The sequence below is a fragment of the Pseudomonas viridiflava genome, from assembly GCF_900602065.1.
In the GTDB taxonomy this organism is placed as follows: Bacteria; Pseudomonadota; Gammaproteobacteria; order Pseudomonadales; family Pseudomonadaceae; genus Aquipseudomonas.
Map to the genome: position 1 here is coordinate 274,337 of NZ_UWFN01000095.1, position 19,590 is coordinate 293,926.

Genomic DNA, 19,590 nt, shown 5'->3' on the forward strand with positions numbered 1-19,590 from the left:
CGCCAACAAGTTGGCTCCTACCGGTCCAGCGCGGTGTCATACATCAAGAAGACAGGTAAGAAGACCGTGTCAGCCCCAATCGCAGCGCGTCCAGGAAGTAGGTGCGTTCACGTGGGGTGATTTTGGCGCTGGCAACTTTGTCCCGGTAATGGGTCATCAGTTCTTCCGGCGACAAGTGCACATAACGCAGCATGTCTTCGATGGTGTCGTGGGTTTCGATGCCCGCGGAGTAAACGCTGCCATCCGGATTCTGGTAGATGTTCACCGAATCGGTATCGCCGAACAGGTTGTGCATGTCGCCCAGAATTTCCTGATAAGCACCGACCAGGAACACACCCAGCAAGTAGTCTTCACCTTCATTCAGGCCGTGCACCGGCAGGCTGGTTTCAATGCTTTGCTCGTCCACGTATTGATTGATCTTGCCGTCGGAGTCGCAAGTCAGATCCTGCAAAACAGCACGACGCAGCGGCTCTTCGTTCAAGCGATGCAATGGGATGATCGGCAGCACCTGATCAATGGCCCAGGTGTCCGGCAGGCTCTGGAAGACCGAGAAGTTGCAGATGTACTTGTCGGCGAGCTTGTCATTGAGTTCATCCAGCACCTGACGATGAGAGCGTTGGCGCGCTTTCAACGAGTTATGCAAACGACGGCAAACAGCGAAGTAGCACTGCTCACCCAGAGCTTTTTGCGACAGGGAGATTTTGCCATCGGCGTACTGGGTCGCGATGTCGCTCATGTAGTGAGTAGCGCGCCAGTAGGTCTCGGTGACCATTTCGATATCGGTCGGGCCGAGCAGGTCAACCAGCCATTGCAGCGTTTCCGGCAGGCTTTCCTTGTCCTCGATCACCGGCACTTCGTCGTTGTGCTTTTCGACGTCGGTGACTTGCACGACCAGCATCGCGTGGTGCGCGGTCAACGAACGGCCACTTTCCGAAAAAATGTGCGGGTGCGGCAGGCCCTGCGCGTCGCAGAACTCTTTCAGCATGCCCACTACCACACCGGCGTAATCGTCCATGTCGTAGTTGATGGAACTGGCGTTGCGCGAGTGAGTGCCGTCGTAATCGACACCCAGGCCGCCGCCCACGTCGATGTGATCCACTGGCAGACCGAGATTGCGCAGTTCGCCGTAGTAACGAATCGCTTCCTTGAAGCCGTGCTGATAATCCGCCAGGTTGGCGATCTGCGAGCCCATGTGAAAGTGCAGCAGGCGAATGCCCTGATCCAGACCTGCCTTGCGGAAGCGCTCGACCACCGAAAGCAATTGCGCCGCAGACAGACCAAACTTGGATTTCTCGCCGCCCGTGTCCGCCCATTTGCTGGACGCCAGAGAGGACAGGCGCACGCGCAAACCTACTTGTGGCTCGACCTTGAGTTCGGCAGCTTCTTCGATGACCAGCTCAACTTCGGATTCTTTCTCGATCACGATGAACACGTTGTGACCCAGCTTCTGGCCCATCAGCGCCAGACGGATGAACTCGCGATCCTTGTACCCGTTGCACACGATGGTCCCGCCTTTCGGGGCCAGCGCCAGCACGGCCATCAGCTCAGGCTTGGAACCGGCCTCAAGACCGATCGATACGTTCTGGGTGGCGATAATGTTCTCCACCACCGCTTCCTGCTGGTTGACCTTGATCGGGTACAACGCGGTGTACTGGCTCTGGTACTCCAGACGCGCAATGTTGGCGTCGAAAGCACCCGTCAACTGACGCACACGGTCTTGCAGAATGTCGGGGAAGCGCACCAGCAGCGGCAGGCTCAGCCCGCTCTTGCGCAAATCGTCGACTTGCTCGTAAAGATCGATAGGCGAACTGCCCGGCCCGTTGGGACGAACTTCAACACGACCTGCTTCATTGATCGCGAAATAACCAGCGCCCCAATGGCGGATACCATAGACGCTGCGGCTGTCCGCAACGGTCCATTGGCTGCCATCGTCTTTACGTGTGCGTCGTACGGACATCGAAGTCCCCTATAAAAAAGTCAGGTAGCGCCAGCCGTAAGCGGGCTGGGCGCAGTGTAAAGAGTGCAAGTGACGGTTTGGTGCCAGGCACTGATGGAGAATAGACCCGCGATGCAAGCCAGAGTTTGCATGCGGTCCGCCGTACCATCAGCCGCCGGATTTTTTCGCCTTGAAGCCCTGCTTGATCAGCTCGGCCAGCAGCAACTCGACGTGATCGCCCTGAATCTCGATCACCCCGTCCTTGAGCGCTCCGCCGGTGCCGCATCGTTGCTTGAGGGTTTTGGCAAGATCCTTGAGGCCGTCTTCAGGCAAGGGCACGCCGGTAATAGTCGTTACCGTTTTACCGCCACGGCCTTTGCTTTCGCGGCGCACACGGGCGATACCATCCCCTTCGGGAATAAGCGTCTGTTTGCAGATGCAGGCATCAACGGGCTGACGACAGTCGGGACAATGCCGTCCCGCGTCGGTGGAAAATACCAGGCCACCCAGGGCGGCGAAGGATGAGGCTTTTTTAGCCACCGCAAATCCTCTTGTTGAGGACTGAAGATTGGTCGACATCAATAATAGTCGGCCGCGAAGCCCCACTCAGGCAGGGGCAGCGCAACTGGACGGAACATCCGGCCAGCTTGAAAAGGTCGCGCAGTGTAACGGCAAACAGCCCCGTTGCTAAGGGCCAATGTGCGCCAATTTACTCAACATTTGCGACGTTGGGGATGGCTCGCCATCTAAGTGATCACTGCGTCATGTGGGAGATTCTATGTTTGCCTGCTGGCGCGATTCCATGTGGGAGCGAATTTATTCGCGAAGGCGCCAGTACATCCGCAGCCTATGTATCGACCGAAATACCGCTTTCCCGAATGAATTCGGTCCCACACAGGTCCATCATGAGCCCGAGTTAATGGTCAGGCTGTGAGCACGCGTAGCTCCCAGATACCGCTTCAACGCCGCCACCGAGTCCGGGCAATAAGGCATATGTTCAGTTTCGCGCAAGGCCTCATCCACAGGAATGAAGCGCGCCTCCAGCACCTCTTCAGGCTGCAGCGTCAAAGGCCCGTTCCAGACCGCCGAGAACACCGCACACCACAGCCGGTTGCCCGGTTGGTCGAAGAAGAAATGCTCATGCTCGGCAAGAGGCACACCGCTGACGCCCAATTCCTCGGCCAACTCCCGCGCAGCCGATTCGGCGTAGCTCTCGTCTGCTTGCACCATGCCGCCCGCTGCCACATCCCAGTAACCGGGATAGATGGCTTTGCTCAGCGTGCGGCGATGCACGCACAACTCGCCCGCGGAATTGAACAGCAGAATATAAGTGCCACGGCCGATCAGCCCGGCTTCGCGTAGTTGCGAGCGGACCATGCCCCCGAGCGGCTGGTCCAGCTCATCAACCCAGGCGATCAGTTCAGCGTCCGAGGCGGCGCGGTGCGCAGCCTCGGTGGTTGAGAACGACATCAATCAGCCCTGCGACAGCAATTGACGAAGGTCGATCACAGCGGCGTTGGCGCGGGAAATATAGTTGGCCATGACCAACGAGTGGTTAGCCAAAACGCCGAACGCGCTGCCGTTGAGCACCATCGGGCTCCACAGCGGTTCTTGCGAAGCTTCCAGCTCGCGAATGATCTGACGCACGCTGACGGTGGCGTTTTTCTTGGCCAGTACGTCGGCGAAGTCGACTTCGATGGCGCGCAGCAAGTGCGACAGCGCCCAAGCCTGACCGCGTGCTTCATAGAACACGTTGTCGATTTCCAGCCATGGTGTCTCAACGATCTCCTCATCAACCTGCGGCACTTCGCCCGGCTTTACCGCCACCACCGCTTCGGTTTTCAGGGTGCTGTTGAGTTTCACACGGCCAACGCTGGCCGAAAGACGCTGCGACAGCGAACCCAGACGGGTATTAACGTCGCCCAGCCAGTTGCTGAGATTGTCAGCACGCGCATAGAACAGCGCAGTCTTTGAGTTCGGGTCAGACAGACGCGCTTCATAGCGATTCAGCGCCGCAATGCCTTCGCGATACTGAGACTCGCTGGAAGGGAGAACCCAGCTGTTGTTGCTGAAGTTGAACAACGGCTCAGCGCGGGCCAAGTCACCGTCTTCAGCCGATTGTGATTGCGAGCGAGAGAAATCCTTACGCAAGGCACGGCTCAAATCCCGCACCTGGAACATTACGCCGTATTCCCAGCTAGGAATATTGTCCAGCCACAAGCCTGGCGGCATGCGGTCGTTGGACAGATAACCACCGCGCTTGTCGAGCAGCGTGCCTACGACGGTTTTCAGGGTTTCAACAGTGGTGTAACCAATCACCATCTGCTTGCCTTCACGCTCGGCCGCAGCCTGAGCATTTTGCTGGACGGGGAACAACGCCGGTTCACTGCTCCAGTACCAGCCGATCAGCAATGTGACCACCAGGTAAATCGCGACCACGGCACCCAGCGCACGGCTGTAAAACAGCCCGCCCAGATAACCACGGCGCTTGACCGAAGCCGGTTCATCGACGCGCTCTTTTGCGCTGCCTGCGCGGTTCTTCCAATCCAGCATGGCTATGTCCTTTCAATCACGGGGTTCAGTGCTCTGACCGCAACCTTACAGCAAGGTGCCTTTTGCAGGTATGTCGAGGTGGGAGGTTTTGTTGAGGATGTCTCAAGAGTTCAGGTCTGACGCACCACAGTCTCCCGGCAAATACAGAATCTGTAGGAGCTGCCGAAGGCTGCGAAAGCAATCTTCCTGAAACACCGCCATCGCAGCCTTCGGCAGCTCCTACAGGGGTTGGTGTTTGCCGCACTCGAAACGACCACAACAAAAGCAGAAGCGCCCTACAACATTGATGATTGACCCAGAACAGCTGCGCTCTGACCATTCTGTCATTAGCTAACACCACAGCAGAAAGCAAGATTAAGGCACGTCATGCCCCTAACTGAGAAAGAACTGATAGAACGCGATGCCAAACGGAATATAGGTGAGGAATTATTGGCAGCAATACAGGACATAAAATCCCATCGCTTTGGAGGGGTTCATCTGAATCGCCAAACGTTAACACCCACCTGTAGGAGCTCACGAGCAACGCGAGGCAGCGATGGCATTGTGTCTGACACACCGCAGTCGCCCGGCAAACACAGAATCTGTAGGAGCTGCCGAAGGCTGCGAAAGCAATCTTCCTGAAACACCGCCATCGCAGCCTTCGGCAGCTCCTACAGGGGTTGGTGTTGTTGCCTATTAAACAACCACAACAAAACCAGAAACGTCCTACAGCATTGGCCATTGACCCAAAACGGCTGCTCTTTGATCATTCCCGCCCTGAGCCTAAGAACTCTGACAACCGTACACCCGCCACGATAGACAGCGGTTATTTTGCGCCTGCGCTAAGGTCACTTAGCGCAGACGTTTTATGCATCTGCACGTCTGTTATGTCGGGAGTCGGCTAATAAAAGACCCTTCGGGGGAATATGCCGGCACTGGTTGTTGGTGTTCTTAGCTCCCGACGCCTTCAGTTAAAACAAGGACAGACAGCATGGACACGCCTTTCGAACCCCTGCGCTTTACCCGCCAGAAGCAGCACCTGCACGCTCTGATCATGGAGCAACAAGCGTGGTTCTGCGCACGCGATCTGGGCCGCTTGATGGGCCTGTTCCTTGAAAACCGTCTGGTCCGCAAGCTCGACCCCGACCAACGCTGCACCTTGAATCTGCAGTACTACGGCGAAGCGCAGGAAATGCTCATGGTCAGCGAGTCTGCGGCATATGCCTTGCTGGTCCACCACCATCACCCTGCCAACAACCAGTTGCGCCAGTGGATCACCCACGAAGTCATGCCCGCCCTGCTCGCCGCGCCCATTCATTCACACCACAACAGCCCAACCCCCGCCCGACTGGAGTGGCAGGGCGGCGAGTTGAGCGTGATTCATTGGCAGAATGAACCGTGGATCCGGCTGCGGGACATGCCGAGCTTGTTGCCAGGGCGAGAGGGGTTGCCCGCAAAAAAAGAGAAATGGGAGGCATAGCTGGACGCTGAACTCGACTTGGCGCTCTGTTTGGGGCGATCTGAGAGGCAGAACCATCCAGTCATCGAATAGTTGCCAATTATTTGACTTAGGGCACGTTTGCGTTGGAGAGTAGGTGGTAGCATAGCGCCAGCAGTGATCCACCAGAGAACACACACGTAGCCCGATATGACCGAGCCAGCAGATCCAAGTCGCGATCGTCTCAAACATCATTTCGCTCAGCGCGTCATTCATCAGGCACGTCAGATTCTTGAGGCTTGGCAGCGACTGCAGCAAGGCGAATGGTCTGCGGCGGATATGGCGGAATTTCAGGACGCCAACCAGCGTTTGCTGCGCTTCGCCGAGCGTTTTGAACAGACCGAGCATATCGAGCTGGCGCAAGCCATCAATACGTCGCTGGAAGGGGTCGAGGCTAATCGCGGTCGTCTAAGCAGCGCCTTGATCACTGAACTCAACGGTTTGATGCAGCGTTTGTCGCGTACCGGGCTACGTCATGGTGACCGATTCGAACAAACCGCCCTGCCGCCTCTGCGCAAGCCTATTTATATCGCTCTGCAGGATTTTGATCGCGCCGAGCGTCTGACCAAGCAGCTTGAGTTTTTCGGCCTGTTCGCTCAGGCCGTCAATGGGCTGGCTCATTTCCAGGCCGCCATGGCTCATCGTCACCCGGCAGCTATCGTGATCGATGTGGACTTCTGCGGCCCGGGCGAAGGCCTGAAGTTGGCGGCAGGGGTTCAGCAAGGCCTTGAGCAGAAATTGCCGCTGCTGTTCTTCAGTCATCATGAAACCGATACCCCTACCCGACTCGCTGCAGTGCGCGCCGGGGGCGAAGAGTTTTTGACCGGCACGCTGGAAGCGTCGAGCCTGCTGGAAAAAATAGAAATCCTCACCTGCGTGGCGCAATACGAGCCTTATAAGGTGCTGATTATTGATGACTCGCGCGCGCAGGCCTTACACACCGAGCGATTGCTGAACAGCGCCGGGATCGTGACTCGTACGTTGCTGGATCCGATCCAGGCCATGGCCGAACTCGCTGACTTCCAGCCGGACCTGATCATCCTTGATATGTACATGCCGGGCTGCACCGGTACCGAGCTGGCCAAGGTCATCCGCCACAACGACCGTTATGTCAGTGTGCCGATCATTTACCTGTCTGCCGAAGACGATCTGGACAAGCAGCTGGATGCGATGAGCGAAGGTGGCGATGACTTCCTGACCAAGCCGATCAAGCCGCGCCATCTGATTACCACTGTACGCAACCGTGCTGCACGAGCTCGCAACCTCAAGGCGCGTATGGTTCGTGACAGCCTGACCGGCCTGTATAACCACACGCATATCCTGCAATTGCTGGAAGACTGCAGCTTCCGCGCGCGCCGGGAAAATCAGCGTCTGTGCTTCGCGATGCTCGACATTGACCATTTCAAGAAGGTCAATGACAGCCACGGCCATCCCATGGGCGACCGGGTGATCAAGAGCCTCGCGCTGTTCCTCAAGCAACGGCTACGCAAAACCGACTACATCGGGCGTTATGGCGGAGAAGAATTCGCCATCGTGATGCCTGATACCGATATCCATAGTGCCCACTTGGTGCTGGATGAAATCCGCCGCCGCTTCGCCGAGATCCACTATCCCGCACAACCGGCGGACCTGTTCTGCACCTTTAGTGCCGGGGTGGTGGAAATGAGTGATAAAGACGACAGCCTGCTACTGGCCTCCCGCGCCGACGAAGCGCTGTATCGCGCCAAACATGCAGGGCGCAATCATGTGTTTCTTGAACATGATGCGAAGCAGAGCTCGCTGTTGTTGGCCAGCAGGGCTGACAAGGCCTGAGTTATTTACCGGGCGAGCGCAAGGCTGGCAGGACCGAATTCATTCGGGAGGACGGTATTTCTGACGACAAATTTTCTGCGGACGTGCCGGCCCCTTCGCGAATGAATTCGCTCCTACAGAAAATCGCATCCATCCAGTCAATTGTGCGGTGATTGCTAATCGCTCGGAAACCCCCACTTACAAACCCCATTCCTGCACGCTGCGAAACACTCCGCTATCATGCGCAAACTTTTGCGACTCGAGACTGCCATGCGCCGCTTGTTATGCCTGCTGCTGTTGATCCTCGCCCTGCCTGCAACCGGCGCGGGCCTGCTGGACAGCCGACCCAATGCCACACTCGGTGGCGCGGCGCTGGATAACAGCAAGGATTTCCTGCCCGTTCGTCAGGCTTTTCAACTGAATCTGATCGACACCACTCCCGAATCGATCAAGCTGCGTTTCGTCGCCACCGAAGGCTATTACCTTTATCGCCACCGTTTTCAGTTCCGCACCGAACCCGCCGACATTGGCCTGGGCGCTGCGCAATTGCCGGATGGCGAGAAGAAGCATGACGAGTACTTTGGCGATGTAGAGGTCTACCACGGCATCCTCGACATCGACTTACCGCGTAAACCGGGCGACAACCGACCGTTCACACTGGTCGTGACCTATCAGGGCTGCGCAGACAAAGGCTTGTGTTATCCGCCCGAAACCGAGCGGCTGACGATTGGTGAGCCCGCGGCGGCTGCCACGGCTGCACTTTCATCCCCCACCACTGCGACCAGTCCCGGCTGGAGCTGGAAAGAGCTGGCGCTGTTCTTCCTCGCCGGTATCGGCCTGACCTTCACCCCTTGCGTACTGCCCATGTTGCCGATTCTTTCCGGCGTGGTGTTGCGCGGCCAGGTCGGCGGGTTACGCGGCTTGAGCCTTTCACTCGCCTACGTGCTACCGATGGCGATCAGCTTTGCGGCGCTGGGTGCGCTGATGGGCATGTTCGGCGCGGGCCTTAACTTACAGGCACGTCTGCAATCCGCCTGGGTGCTGGTGCCGTTTTCGCTGTTCTTTGTCATCTTTGCGATCGCAATGTTCGGCGCTTTCGAATTACGTCTGCCCCAAGCCCTCAGTAACCGACTGGACCGCATTGCTGGCAAGACCGAAGGCGGCTCGTTGTGGGGCGCGGCGGTGCTGGGCGTGGTTTCCAGCCTGCTGGTTTCACCCTGCGTGTCTGCACCGCTGGCCGGTGCGCTGCTTTATATAAGTGCCAGCGGCGATGCGCTGGGCGGCGCGTTGAAGCTTTTCGCGCTGGGCCTGGGTATGGGCGCACCACTGCTGTTGGTCGCCACTGGCGGCGCAACCTGGCTACCGAAAAGCGGCCCATGGTTGGTCACGGTTAAAAACGCTATCGGCGTGTTGCTGCTGGGTTTGGCTATCGCCTTGCTCAGCCGCGTACTGCCGGGTCAGATCACTTTACTGCTGACCGGTCTGCTAGCTGCGGGTGTCGCCTTGTTCCTCGGTGCGCTGGAGTTTGGTCCAAAAAATACCCGCCAACGGCTGGCGCAACTGCTGGGTCTGTTTTTACTGGTCTATGCTCTGACCTGCTGGTTCGGCGCCTGGAGTGGCCAGACCGATCCGACTCGCCCCCTTGGCCGATCACAAGCGGCACTCGACAACAGTGGAGTCGCGCAGGTAAATAAAACCGAGTGGCAGACCATCACCAGCGGTGCCGAGCTGGACCGGGTGCTTGGCGAAGCAAAAAATGCAGGCCAGCCGTTGATGCTGGATTGGTACGCCGACTGGTGCATCAGTTGCAAGGTGATCGAACATGAAGTTCTGCCTGACCCCGGCGTGATCAGCCAGCTTGAAGGCTACCGCCTGATACGTTTCGACATGACCGACAGCAACGCCGAACAACGTGCCCTGCTGGATCGCTATAAGTTGTTTGGCCCGCCTGCACTGCTGATTTTCGGCAAAAATGGCGACGAGCGCAGCGATGTTCGTGTCGTCGGCGAAATCGACGCGAAAAGCCTGATAGAGCGGTTGATTAGAGCAAATGACCAAATCTAGCCAATGAGTCACAAACTTTTCGCGAACTTCGGTAATCGTGCCAGCTATTGCAGTTAACTGGACAGTACAAGGATGTTTGCGGCATAGTCGCCGGGCTTTGATGCTCGCAACCATAACAAGGAACATCCGATGGCGACTCTTCTGGTACTGCATGGCCCCAACCTGAACCTGCTGGGCACCCGCGAACCGGGTATCTACGGCGCAGTTACCCTGGCTCAGATCAATCAGGATCTGGAAACAAGGGCTCGCGAAGCCGGCCACCATCTGATGTACCTGCAAAGCAATGCCGAGTACGAATTGATTGACCGGATCCACGCTGCACGCGATGAAGGCGTGGATTTTATCGTGATCAATCCGGCTGCTTTTACACACACCAGTGTTGCAATACGTGACGCGTTGCTGGGAGTGAGCATCCCATTCATCGAAGTGCACCTCTCGAACGTGCACAAACGTGAAGCTTTCCGCCATCACTCCTACTTTTCAGATGTTGCTGTAGGTGTGATCTGCGGCCTTGGCGCCAGCGGATACCGAATGGCCCTGGAGGCCGCCCTGGAACAATTGGCCGTCAGTTCGAAGTCATGACCGCACAGCCACAGGCTGCGCTGCATGACCCGAACCACTAACAACTTTTACCCCTGACCGACCCTTGGGAGTTGATGATTAATGGATATCCGTAAAGTAAAGAAACTGATCGAACTGCTGGAAGAGTCTGGCATCGACGAACTGGAAATTCGTGAAGGCGAAGAATCCGTACGGATCAGCCGTCACAGCAAGACTCCAGCACAACCGTACTACGCGCCTGCTCCGGTAGCCGCACCCGTTGCAGCACCTGTAGCTGCTCCGGTTGCTGCCGCCGCTGAAGCCCCTTCGGCACCGAAGCTGAACGGTACTGTCGTTAAATCGCCAATGGTAGGTACGTTCTACCGCACTCCAGCACCTGGCTCGCCAGCGTTCGTTGAAGTCGGCAAGACCGTCAAGAAAGGCGACACCATCTGCATCGTTGAAGCGATGAAAATGATGAACCACATCGAAGCTGAAGTCAGCGGTGTGATCGAATCGATCCTGGTAGAAAACGGTCAGCCGGTTGAGTATGACCAGCCGCTGTTCACCATCGTTTGAACCGGGGAGAGCCTGCGATGTTGGAAAAAGTCCTGATCGCCAACCGCGGCGAAATCGCCTTGCGCATCTTGCGTGCCTGTAAAGAACTGGGCATCAAGACCGTCGCGGTCCATTCCACGGCAGACCGTGAGCTGATGCACCTGGGCCTGGCGGACGAAACTGTCTGCATCGGTCCGGCACCGGCCAACCTGTCGTACCTGAACATTCCAGCCATCATTTCTGCTGCAGAACTGACTGGCGCTACAGCGATTCACCCAGGCTACGGCTTCCTCGCGGAAAACGCCGACTTTGCCGAGCAGGTAGAGAAATCCGGCTTCGCCTTCATCGGCCCGAAAGCTGAAACCATCCGCCTGATGGGCGACAAGGTTTCCGCCAAGGACGCCATGAAGCGCGCCAACGTACCGACCGTTCCTGGTTCTGACGGCCCACTGCCGGAAGACGAAGAAACGGCGCTGCGTATTGGCCGTGAAGTTGGCTACCCGGTGATCATCAAAGCCGCTGGCGGCGGTGGTGGTCGCGGCATGCGCGTTGTGCACAAGGAAGAAGACCTGATTGAAGCGGCCAAGCAGACCCGTGCTGAAGCGGCTGCCTGGTTCAGCAACCCGATGGTCTATCTGGAAAAGTACCTGACTAACCCACGTCACGTGGAAGTCCAGGTCATTTCCGACGGCCAGGGCAACGCCATCCACCTGGGCGACCGTGACTGCTCGCTGCAGCGCCGTCACCAGAAGGTTCTGGAAGAAGCTCCGGCACCGTTCATCGACGAACAAGCCCGTAAAGATGTGTTCGCAGCCTGCGTGAAGGCGTGCGTAGACATCGGCTATCGTGGCGCCGGTACGTTCGAGTTCCTGTACGAGAACGGCCGTTTCTACTTCATCGAGATGAACACTCGCGTTCAGGTAGAGCACCCGGTTTCGGAAATGGTCACCGGTATCGACATCCTCAAGGAGATGCTCAGCATCGCCGCCGGCAACAAGCTGTCGTTTACCCAGGATGACGTTGTCATTCACGGGCACTCGCTGGAATGCCGGATCAATGCTGAAGATCCGAAAACCTTTATCCCGAGTCCAGGTCTGGTCAAACACTTCCACGCGCCAGGCGGCAACGGCGTGCGTGTCGACTCGCACCTCTACAGCGGTTACAAGGTTCCTTCGAACTACGACTCGTTGATCGGCAAGCTGATCACCTGGGGCGCGACCCGCGATGAAGCCATGGCTCGCATGCGCAACGCCCTGGACGAAATCGTGGTTGACGGCATCAAGACCAACATCCCGCTGCACCGTGATCTGACCCGTGATGAAGGCTTCTGCGAAGGCGGCGTCAACATTCACTACCTGGAACACAAGCTGGCCAATCAATAAGCCAGTCTGCTCCACACCAACAGAGGCCGCCTTCAAAGCGGCCTTTGTTGTTTATGGCGCAGCACAGTAAACTTGCGCGTTTCCCACTGCACGCAATTGCAGACCAATTTCCACTCGAAGGTAACCCGCCATGCCCTGGCTGCAAGTCCGTCTCGCCATCAGTCCTGAACAAGCAGAAACCTACGAAGACGCCCTTCTCGAAGTTGGCGCCGTATCGGTCACGTTCATGGACGCTGAAGATCAGCCGATCTTCGAGCCGGAACTCAATACCACACCGCTGTGGTCGCACACGCACCTGCTGGCATTGTTTGAAGCCGACACCGACGCCGAGCACGTTCTGGCGCACCTGCGTTTACTGACCGACGCCGAGCTGCCGGAGCACATGAGCGAGGTCATCGAAGATCAGGACTGGGAACGCAGCTGGATGGATAACTTCCAGCCAATGCGCTTCGGTCAACGGCTGTGGATCGTACCAAGCTGGCACGCCGCGCCGGAACCTGACGCCGTCAACCTGCTGCTCGACCCAGGTCTGGCTTTTGGTACAGGCACGCACCCGACCACCGCACTCTGCCTGGAATGGCTCGATGGTCAGGACCTGAACGGTTGCGACCTTCTGGACTTCGGTTGCGGCTCGGGCATTCTGGCCATTGCCGCACTGCTGCTGGGCGCGAAACAGGCGGTGGGCACCGACATCGACGTGCAGGCACTGGAAGCGTCACGAGACAACGCCGGTCGCAACAATATTGCGCCTGAGCGCTTCGAGTTGTATCTGCCTGAAGACATGCCGCCGCAACAGGCTGACGTACTGGTAGCCAACATTCTTGCTGGCCCGCTGGTCGCCCTGGCACCGCAACTGGCCACGCTGGTCAAGACCGGCGGCCGACTGGCGCTTTCCGGCATTCTTGCCGAACAGGGCGAAGAAGTTGCTGCTGCCTATGCCGACACCTTCGAGCTCGATCCGATTGCCAACCGTGATGGTTGGGTTCGTATCACGGGCCGTCGCCGTTAATCACCGCTTTAACCGGATAGCCGCATGACCGACAGTTTTGTCACTCAGTGCCCGCACTGCCAGACCAGTTTCCGAGTCAGCCACGCACAATTGAGCGTGGCACGCGGCGTGGTGCGGTGTGGTGCGTGCCTGCAGGTTTTCAATGCTGCCAAGCAACTGCTGGAACAACGCAGCAATCAGCAGGCCGCCGCCGAGCCAGCACAAACAGCGGTTACGGACGCACTGCCGGTCCCGGTAGCTGCTGAAACGCTGCCGGTAATGCAAAGCGAGCCAGTCACCGCGCAAACACCGGTCGTGGAAAGCTTCGAAGCTCCCGAGTCCTGGAAAGCCAACGCTCTGGATCTGGACAGCCTGGACCTGGATGAAGAGCTGGCCCGCCTCGAACAGCGTGAAATCCAGCTGCCCGAAACGTTTGGCCAGGAGTCACCCCGTCACGATGATTCGACACTGTCTGCCCGCCGCGATGGCACTCATGCAGACCCGGACGATTGGGTCGACAGCCTGCCCAATGACGACGTCAGCCAATTGCCCGAGCTGCATGCCGAAGTCATCCCCGAACCCGAAATTTTGCCCGAGCAGGAGTCCGACTCGCGCGACGGCAGAACCGAGCCGTCGTTTTCGCTGAGTGACCATCACCTGGATGACGACGAGCCCAAAGTGGCCGCCCCGATTCCGCGCAAAACGTCGAGCAATGAAAAACCATCACGTTTTTCGGCGCTGGATGACGACCGCGATGAAATGGACGAGCCGCAGCACGATCCCCGTTCGCGCCGCGAACGCGCCGAACCGGGCGTTCGCGAGCAGGCTTTACTGGACCTGACGGATGACCCGTTGCAACTGGACTGGCAACCGCCCAAGTCGCGCTGGGGCCGCAAGCTGATCTGGACCCTGCTCACGTTGATCGCCCTGGCCGGACTGGCCGGGCAATACGTGTGGTATCACTTCGACGAGCTGGCACGCCAGGATCAGTACCGTCCGTGGTTCCAGATGATTTGCCCACAGATCGACTGCAAGGTTCCGTCCAAGGTCGATATCAACCAGCTCAAAAGCAGCAATCTGGTCGTGCGCAGCCATCCTGAGTTCAAAGGCGCGCTGGTGGTCGATGCAATCATCTACAACCGCGCGCCCTTCTCCCAGCCTTTCCCGCTGCTGGAACTGCGCTTTGCCGACACCAGCGGTCAGTTGATTGCCAGCCGTCGATTCAAGCCTGCCGAATACTTGAGTGGCGAAATCGCCGGAAAAGAAGAGATGCCACCGCAGACACCGATCCATATTGCGCTGGACATTCTCGACCCGGGTGCAAAAGCCGTGAATTACAGCCTCAGCTTTCGATCGCCGGAATAACCCCGGCAGCGCAGAACGACGAAATGAATTGCCGTTGATCGGAAGCAAATCAGCGGCCGAGCCGTCAGCAACACATCACAGCAGCGCAGTGAACCGTAAAACCGCCACCGGTCCGGCAACAACTGTTCAGATTTTATCCAATTCAGCCTTTATCCAGTCATCGAGAGCGGGTATCATGCCAACCCTTTTTCTTACTCTGGATTCGGTCTGAAAGGCGCTTATGCACTTGTCAGGCCGGGCTCGAACGGACCGTGTAGATAACGTATTACACACGGTTTGCCATGATTCGGCCCCCACAACAGGCACACCTATGTCGGCGGTACGCATCGGTCCGTATACATTGCAGAACGGCTTGATTCTCGCTCCTATGGCGGGCGTCACAGACCAGCCCTTTCGTCAGCTCTGCCGCCAACTCGGTGCAGGCCTGGTGGTTTCGGAAATGGTCACCAGTGACATGAGCCTGTGGAACAGCCGCAAATCGCGTCTGCGCATGATCCACGAAGGTGATCCCGAGCCTCGCTCGGTACAGATCGCCGGTGGTGACCCGCAGATGCTCGCTGATGCGGCACGCGCCAATGTGGAACTGGGCGCGCAGATCATCGACATCAACATGGGATGTCCGGCCAAGAAAGTCTGTAACAAGGCGGCCGGCTCGGCGTTATTGAAAGACGAGCAGTTGGTGAGTGAAATCCTGCAGGCTGTAGTGGCCGCAGTCGATGTACCGGTCACCCTGAAGATCCGCACAGGCTGGGACCGGGATAACAAGAATGGCCTGACAGTGGCGAAAATCGCCGAGCAGGCCGGAATTCAGGCGCTGGCCGTTCATGGACGGACCCGTGCCGATCTGTACACCGGTGAAGCCGAATACGACACCATTGCCGCGATCAAACAGGCGATTTCGATTCCTGTGTTCGCCAATGGCGATATTGATTCACCCCACAAAGCCCGGCATGTGCTGCAAGCGACCGGGGCTGACGGGTTGTTGATTGGACGGGCTGCCCAAGGGCGTCCGTGGATTTTTCGCGAAATAGAACACTACCTTCGTACTGGCGAAATATTGCCGGCAATGCAGTTGAGTGAAGTGGAACGCATTCTGCTAGAGCATCTGGCAGCGCTTCACATTTTCTACGGCGATGTGCTGGGTGTGCGAATAGCACGCAAGCATGTTGGCTGGTATCTCGCAACCTTGCCGGGCGCCAGGGAGTTTCGCGCCCACTTCAATCGTTTGCAAGATACGGAAGCACAGTGCGCCAACGTTCGCGAGTTCTTCAGCGAACGCTACAAAAGCCCGGAAACAGGGCAAGAAGAAGAGGTGGCCGCATGACGATGATGACTGAGACTTTAGTGAGTGGAACGACACCCGTGAGCGACAACGTCAATTTGAAACAGCACCTCAACACGCCGAGCGAAGAGGGCCAGACCCTGCGCGGCAATGTTGAGAAGGCGCTGCACAATTATTTCGCCCACCTTGAAGGTGCTGCCGTCACTGACGTGTACAACCTGGTGTTGTCGGAAGTCGAGGCGCCGCTGCTCGAGTGCGTGATGAACTACGTCAAGGGTAACCAGACGAAAGCATCCGAGCTGCTGGGCCTGAATCGCGGCACCCTGCGCAAGAAACTCAAGCAGTACGACCTGCTTTAAGCATTCCATACAAAAAAGGCGACCCTTATCGAGGTCGCCTTTTTTGCTGAATCCATTTGCTTTTGCCTTGATGGAAATTGAAATGACCGACCAGACTACCCGCCTGCCGATTCGCCGCGCCTTGATCAGTGTTTCCGACAAGACCGGCATCCTTGAATTTGCCCGTGAACTGGAAGCCCTTGGCGTTGAAATCCTGTCCACCGGCGGTACCTTCAAGCTGTTGCAGGACAATGGCGTCGCAGCGGTAGAAGTCGCTGATTACACCGGCTTCGCGGAAATGATGGACGGCCGGGTTAAAACCCTGCATCCGAAAATTCACGGCGGCATCCTGGGCCGTCGCGGCATCGACGATGCAATCATGAGCGAGCACGGCATCAACCCGATCGATCTGGTTGCGGTCAACCTTTACCCGTTCCAGGCCACTGTCGCCAAGCCGGGTTGCGACCTGCCGACCGCTATTGAAAACATCGATATCGGCGGCCCGACCATGGTCCGTTCGGCAGCAAAAAACCATAAAGATGTCGCAATCGTGGTCAACGCCAGCGATTACGGTCAGGTACTGGAAAGCCTCAAGGCTGGCGGTCTGACTTACGCTCAGCGTTTCGACCTGATGCTCAAGGCGTTCGAGCACACCGCAGCTTACGACGGCATGATCGCCAACTATCTGGGCAGCATCGACCAGAGCGCCGAAACCCTGAGCACCGAAGGCCGCAGCGAATTCCCGCGCACCTTCAACAGCCAGTTCGTCAAGGCTCAGGAAATGCGCTACGGCGAGAACCCGCACCAGAGCGCCGCGTTCTACGTTGAAGCCAACCCTGCCGAAATCGGCATCGCCACCGCGACCCAGCTCCAGGGTAAAGAACTGTCGTTCAACAATGTGGCCGACACTGATGCTGCGCTGGAATGCGTGAAGAGCTTCGTAAAACCAGCCTGCGTTATCGTCAAGCACGCCAACCCGTGCGGCGTTGCCGTTGCACTGGACAACGAAGGCGGCATCCGCCAAGCCTACGAACTGGCCTACGCGACCGATACTGAATCTGCATTTGGCGGCATCATTGCCTTCAACCGTGAGCTGGACGCTGAAACAGCCAAGGCCATCGTCGAGCGCCAGTTCGTTGAAGTGATCATTGCCCCAAGCGTCAGCGCCGAAGCACAGGCGATTGTTGCCAGCAAAGCCAACGTGCGCCTGCTGAGCACTGGCCAATGGGCCGCTCAACGTGATGCAGCGTGGGACTACAAGCGCGTCAATGGCGGCTTGCTGGTTCAGAGCCGTGATATCGGCATGATCACCGCTGATGACCTCAAAGTGGTCACCAAGCGCGCACCAAGCGAAAAAGAAATCCACGACTTGATCTTCGCCTGGAAAGTCGCCAAGTACGTTAAATCCAACGCTATCGTCTACGCCAAGAACCGTCAGACCATTGGTGTCGGTGCAGGCCAGATGAGCCGCGTAAACTCGGCTCGTATCGCCGCGATCAAGGCTGAACACGCTGGTTTGCAGGTACAGGGCGCAGTCATGGCCTCTGACGCATTCTTCCCGTTCCGCGATGGCATCGACAACGCAGCCAAGGTAGGCATCACTGCGGTGATCCAGCCAGGCGGCTCGATGCGTGACAACGAAGTGATTGCGGCAGCTGATGAAGCCGGTATCGCGATGGTATTCACCGGGATGCGGCATTTCAGACACTAAAGTGTCAGCGGCAAGTCTGTAGGAGCGAGCTTGCTCGCGATCCAGTGCGAAGCGCTGGCAAAGGATTCGAATTCAGATCCAGTTGAAGGTCGTTCCGACCTTATCGCGAGCAAGGTGGTGCGCCACCCCGGTCGCTCCTACAGGGGTCGGCTGGCTAGTTAAAAACACAGAATTCAGCGTCATCGAGGTTTTTTGAAATGAACGTATTGATCATTGGCAGTGGTGGCCGCGAACACGCTTTGGCGTGGAAAGTCGCTCAGGACCCACGTGTCGTGAAGGTTTTTGTTGCACCGGGCAATGCCGGAACCGCTATCGAAGCCAAGTGCGAGAACGTTGCTATCGACGTGCTGGCCCTTGAGCAACTGGCCGACTTTGCTGAAAAGAACGTCTCCCTGACCATCGTCGGTCCGGAAGTCCCGCTGGTTGCCGGTGTGGTTGATCTGTTCCGCAGCCGCAATCTGGACTGCTTCGGTCCTACTGCTGGCGCTGCCCAGCTGGAAGGTTCGAAAGCGTTTACCAAGGATTTCCTGGCGCGCCACAAGATCCCGACCGCCGACTATCAGAACTTCACTGAAATCGAGCCTGCGCTTGCGTACCTGCGCGAAAAAGGCGCTCCGATCGTCATCAAGGCCGACGGTCTGGCGGCAGGCAAAGGCGTTATCGTCGCCATGACCCTGACCGAAGCCGAAGACGCCGTGCGCGACATGCTGGCTGGTAACGCTTTCGGCGAGGCCGGTTCGCGGGTTGTGATCGAAGAGTTCCTTGATGGCGAAGAAGCCAGCTTCATCGTGATGGTCGACGGCAAAAACGTTTTGCCAATGGCTACCAGCCAGGACCACAAACGTGTTGGCGACGCCGACAGCGGTCCGAACACTGGCGGTATGGGTGCCTACTCCCCTGCCCCGGTTGTCACCGCCGAAGTTCACCAGCGCGTAATGGATCTGGTCATCTGGCCGACCGTGCGTGGCATGGCCGATGAAGGCAACGTCTACACTGGCTTCCTCTATGCAGGCCTGATGATCGACAAAGCCGGTAACCCAAAGGTTATCGAGTTCAACTGCCGTTTCGGCGATCCGGAAACCCAGCCGGTGATGCTGCGCCTGCAATCGAGTCTGGTCCTGTTGGTTGAAGCTGCTCTGGCTCAGGCGCTGGACAAGGTTGAAGCACAATGGGATCCGCGTCCGAGTCTGGGCATTGTCCTCGCAGCGGGTGGCTACCCTGGCGATTACGCCAAGGGCGCAGCGATCAAAGGTCTGGATGACGCCGCGCAACTGCCAGGCAAAGTGTTCCATGCGGGCACCGCACTGCAAGACGGTCAGGTCGTGACCAGTGGCGGTCGCGTGTTGTGCGCCACTGCATTGGGCGAAACAGTAGGCGATGCTCAGAAACACGCCTATGCTCTGGCCGCAAAGGTTGATTGGGAAGGTTGCTTCTATCGCAGTGACATTGGCTACCGCGCCATTGCCCGCGAGCGTGGTGAAGACCTGTAACAAGCCTTCAGCCGGGTCCGGCAGGTTTGGGAACGAGCGCACGCGCGTCTCGCTCCGCCTGCCGGGTTTGACCGGCCATTCAGCGCTTCGCACAGAGATTGAAATAGAGTTTAGA

16 protein-coding genes are annotated in these 19,590 nt (G+C 57.8%); 12 read left to right on the forward strand and 4 right to left on the reverse strand.

Annotated elements, in window-relative coordinates:
• Positions 1 to 43 precede the first annotated feature (43 nt).
• The 4 genes from speA to EE949_RS03905 all read right to left on the reverse strand — a co-directional run bounded on the left by speA (position 44) and on the right by EE949_RS03905 (position 4,489).
• Complete coding sequence (gene speA, locus EE949_RS03890) at positions 44 to 1,957, reverse strand: arginine decarboxylase (RefSeq protein WP_122663059.1); 1,914 nt, start codon at positions 1,955 to 1,957, stop codon at positions 44 to 46.
• 147 nt (positions 1,958 to 2,104) lie between these two features.
• Positions 2,105 to 2,476: a translation initiation factor Sui1 gene (locus EE949_RS03895; RefSeq protein WP_027901373.1), complete on the reverse strand. Its 372-nt coding sequence runs from the start codon at positions 2,474 to 2,476 to the stop codon at positions 2,105 to 2,107.
• Between the two features lie 363 nt (positions 2,477 to 2,839).
• Positions 2,840 to 3,406 (reverse strand): NUDIX hydrolase, encoded by a 567-nt coding sequence (locus tag EE949_RS03900; RefSeq protein WP_122663061.1) that lies wholly within the window; start codon positions 3,404 to 3,406, stop codon positions 2,840 to 2,842.
• A gap of 3 nt (positions 3,407 to 3,409) precedes the next feature.
• A complete protein-coding gene (locus EE949_RS03905; protein ID WP_122663063.1) occupies positions 3,410 to 4,489 on the reverse strand; it encodes a DUF2333 family protein in 1,080 nt (359 codons plus the stop codon).
• A gap of 970 nt (positions 4,490 to 5,459) precedes the next feature.
• On the opposite strand from EE949_RS03905, the gene EE949_RS03915 reads away from it, so the two are divergent.
• From EE949_RS03915 to purD, 12 genes are all read left to right on the forward strand, one after another.
• The gene (locus EE949_RS03915) at positions 5,460 to 5,948 is read left to right on the forward strand and encodes a BRO-N domain-containing protein (protein ID WP_122663066.1); all 489 of its coding nucleotides are present in this window, start codon (positions 5,460 to 5,462) and stop codon (positions 5,946 to 5,948) included.
• 168 nt (positions 5,949 to 6,116) lie between these two features.
• Positions 6,117 to 7,778 (forward strand): diguanylate cyclase, encoded by a 1,662-nt coding sequence (locus EE949_RS03920; RefSeq protein ID WP_122663068.1) that lies wholly within the window; start codon positions 6,117 to 6,119, stop codon positions 7,776 to 7,778.
• Positions 7,779 to 8,027: 249 nt separating this feature from the next.
• On the forward strand, positions 8,028 to 9,821 hold the full coding sequence (locus EE949_RS03925) for a protein-disulfide reductase DsbD (RefSeq protein ID WP_162874428.1): 1,794 nt from the start codon (positions 8,028 to 8,030) through the stop codon (positions 9,819 to 9,821).
• Between the two features lie 129 nt (positions 9,822 to 9,950).
• Complete coding sequence (gene aroQ, locus EE949_RS03930; protein ID WP_122663072.1) at positions 9,951 to 10,403, forward strand: type II 3-dehydroquinate dehydratase; 453 nt, start codon at positions 9,951 to 9,953, stop codon at positions 10,401 to 10,403.
• Between the two features lie 81 nt (positions 10,404 to 10,484).
• Positions 10,485 to 10,940, forward strand: coding sequence for an acetyl-CoA carboxylase biotin carboxyl carrier protein (gene accB / locus EE949_RS03935; RefSeq protein ID WP_122663074.1), 456 nt, complete (start codon positions 10,485 to 10,487; stop codon positions 10,938 to 10,940).
• Between the two features lie 17 nt (positions 10,941 to 10,957).
• Entirely contained in the window at positions 10,958 to 12,301 is a 1,344-nt protein-coding gene (accC, locus tag EE949_RS03940) for an acetyl-CoA carboxylase biotin carboxylase subunit (RefSeq protein WP_122663077.1), read from the forward strand.
• Positions 12,302 to 12,431: 130 nt separating this feature from the next.
• On the forward strand, positions 12,432 to 13,310 hold the full coding sequence (prmA, locus tag EE949_RS03945) for a 50S ribosomal protein L11 methyltransferase (protein ID WP_122663079.1): 879 nt from the start codon (positions 12,432 to 12,434) through the stop codon (positions 13,308 to 13,310).
• 24 nt (positions 13,311 to 13,334) lie between these two features.
• Positions 13,335 to 14,654: a DUF3426 domain-containing protein gene (locus EE949_RS03950; protein ID WP_122663080.1), complete on the forward strand. Its 1,320-nt coding sequence runs from the start codon at positions 13,335 to 13,337 to the stop codon at positions 14,652 to 14,654.
• A 310-nt stretch (positions 14,655 to 14,964) separates the two neighbouring features.
• Positions 14,965 to 15,978, forward strand: a complete 1,014-nt coding sequence (gene dusB, locus EE949_RS03955) for a tRNA dihydrouridine synthase DusB (protein ID WP_122663081.1) — start codon at positions 14,965 to 14,967, stop codon at positions 15,976 to 15,978.
• Positions 15,975 to 16,295: a DNA-binding transcriptional regulator Fis gene (fis, locus tag EE949_RS03960; protein WP_030128251.1), complete on the forward strand. Its 321-nt coding sequence runs from the start codon at positions 15,975 to 15,977 to the stop codon at positions 16,293 to 16,295. Before dusB ends, fis begins: the two co-directional genes overlap by 4 nt.
• A gap of 82 nt (positions 16,296 to 16,377) precedes the next feature.
• Positions 16,378 to 17,985: a bifunctional phosphoribosylaminoimidazolecarboxamide formyltransferase/IMP cyclohydrolase gene (gene purH / locus EE949_RS03965; RefSeq protein WP_122663082.1), complete on the forward strand. Its 1,608-nt coding sequence runs from the start codon at positions 16,378 to 16,380 to the stop codon at positions 17,983 to 17,985.
• 197 nt (positions 17,986 to 18,182) lie between these two features.
• Positions 18,183 to 19,475: a phosphoribosylamine--glycine ligase gene (gene purD, locus EE949_RS03970; protein WP_122663083.1), complete on the forward strand. Its 1,293-nt coding sequence runs from the start codon at positions 18,183 to 18,185 to the stop codon at positions 19,473 to 19,475.
• Positions 19,476 to 19,590 lie beyond the last annotated feature (115 nt).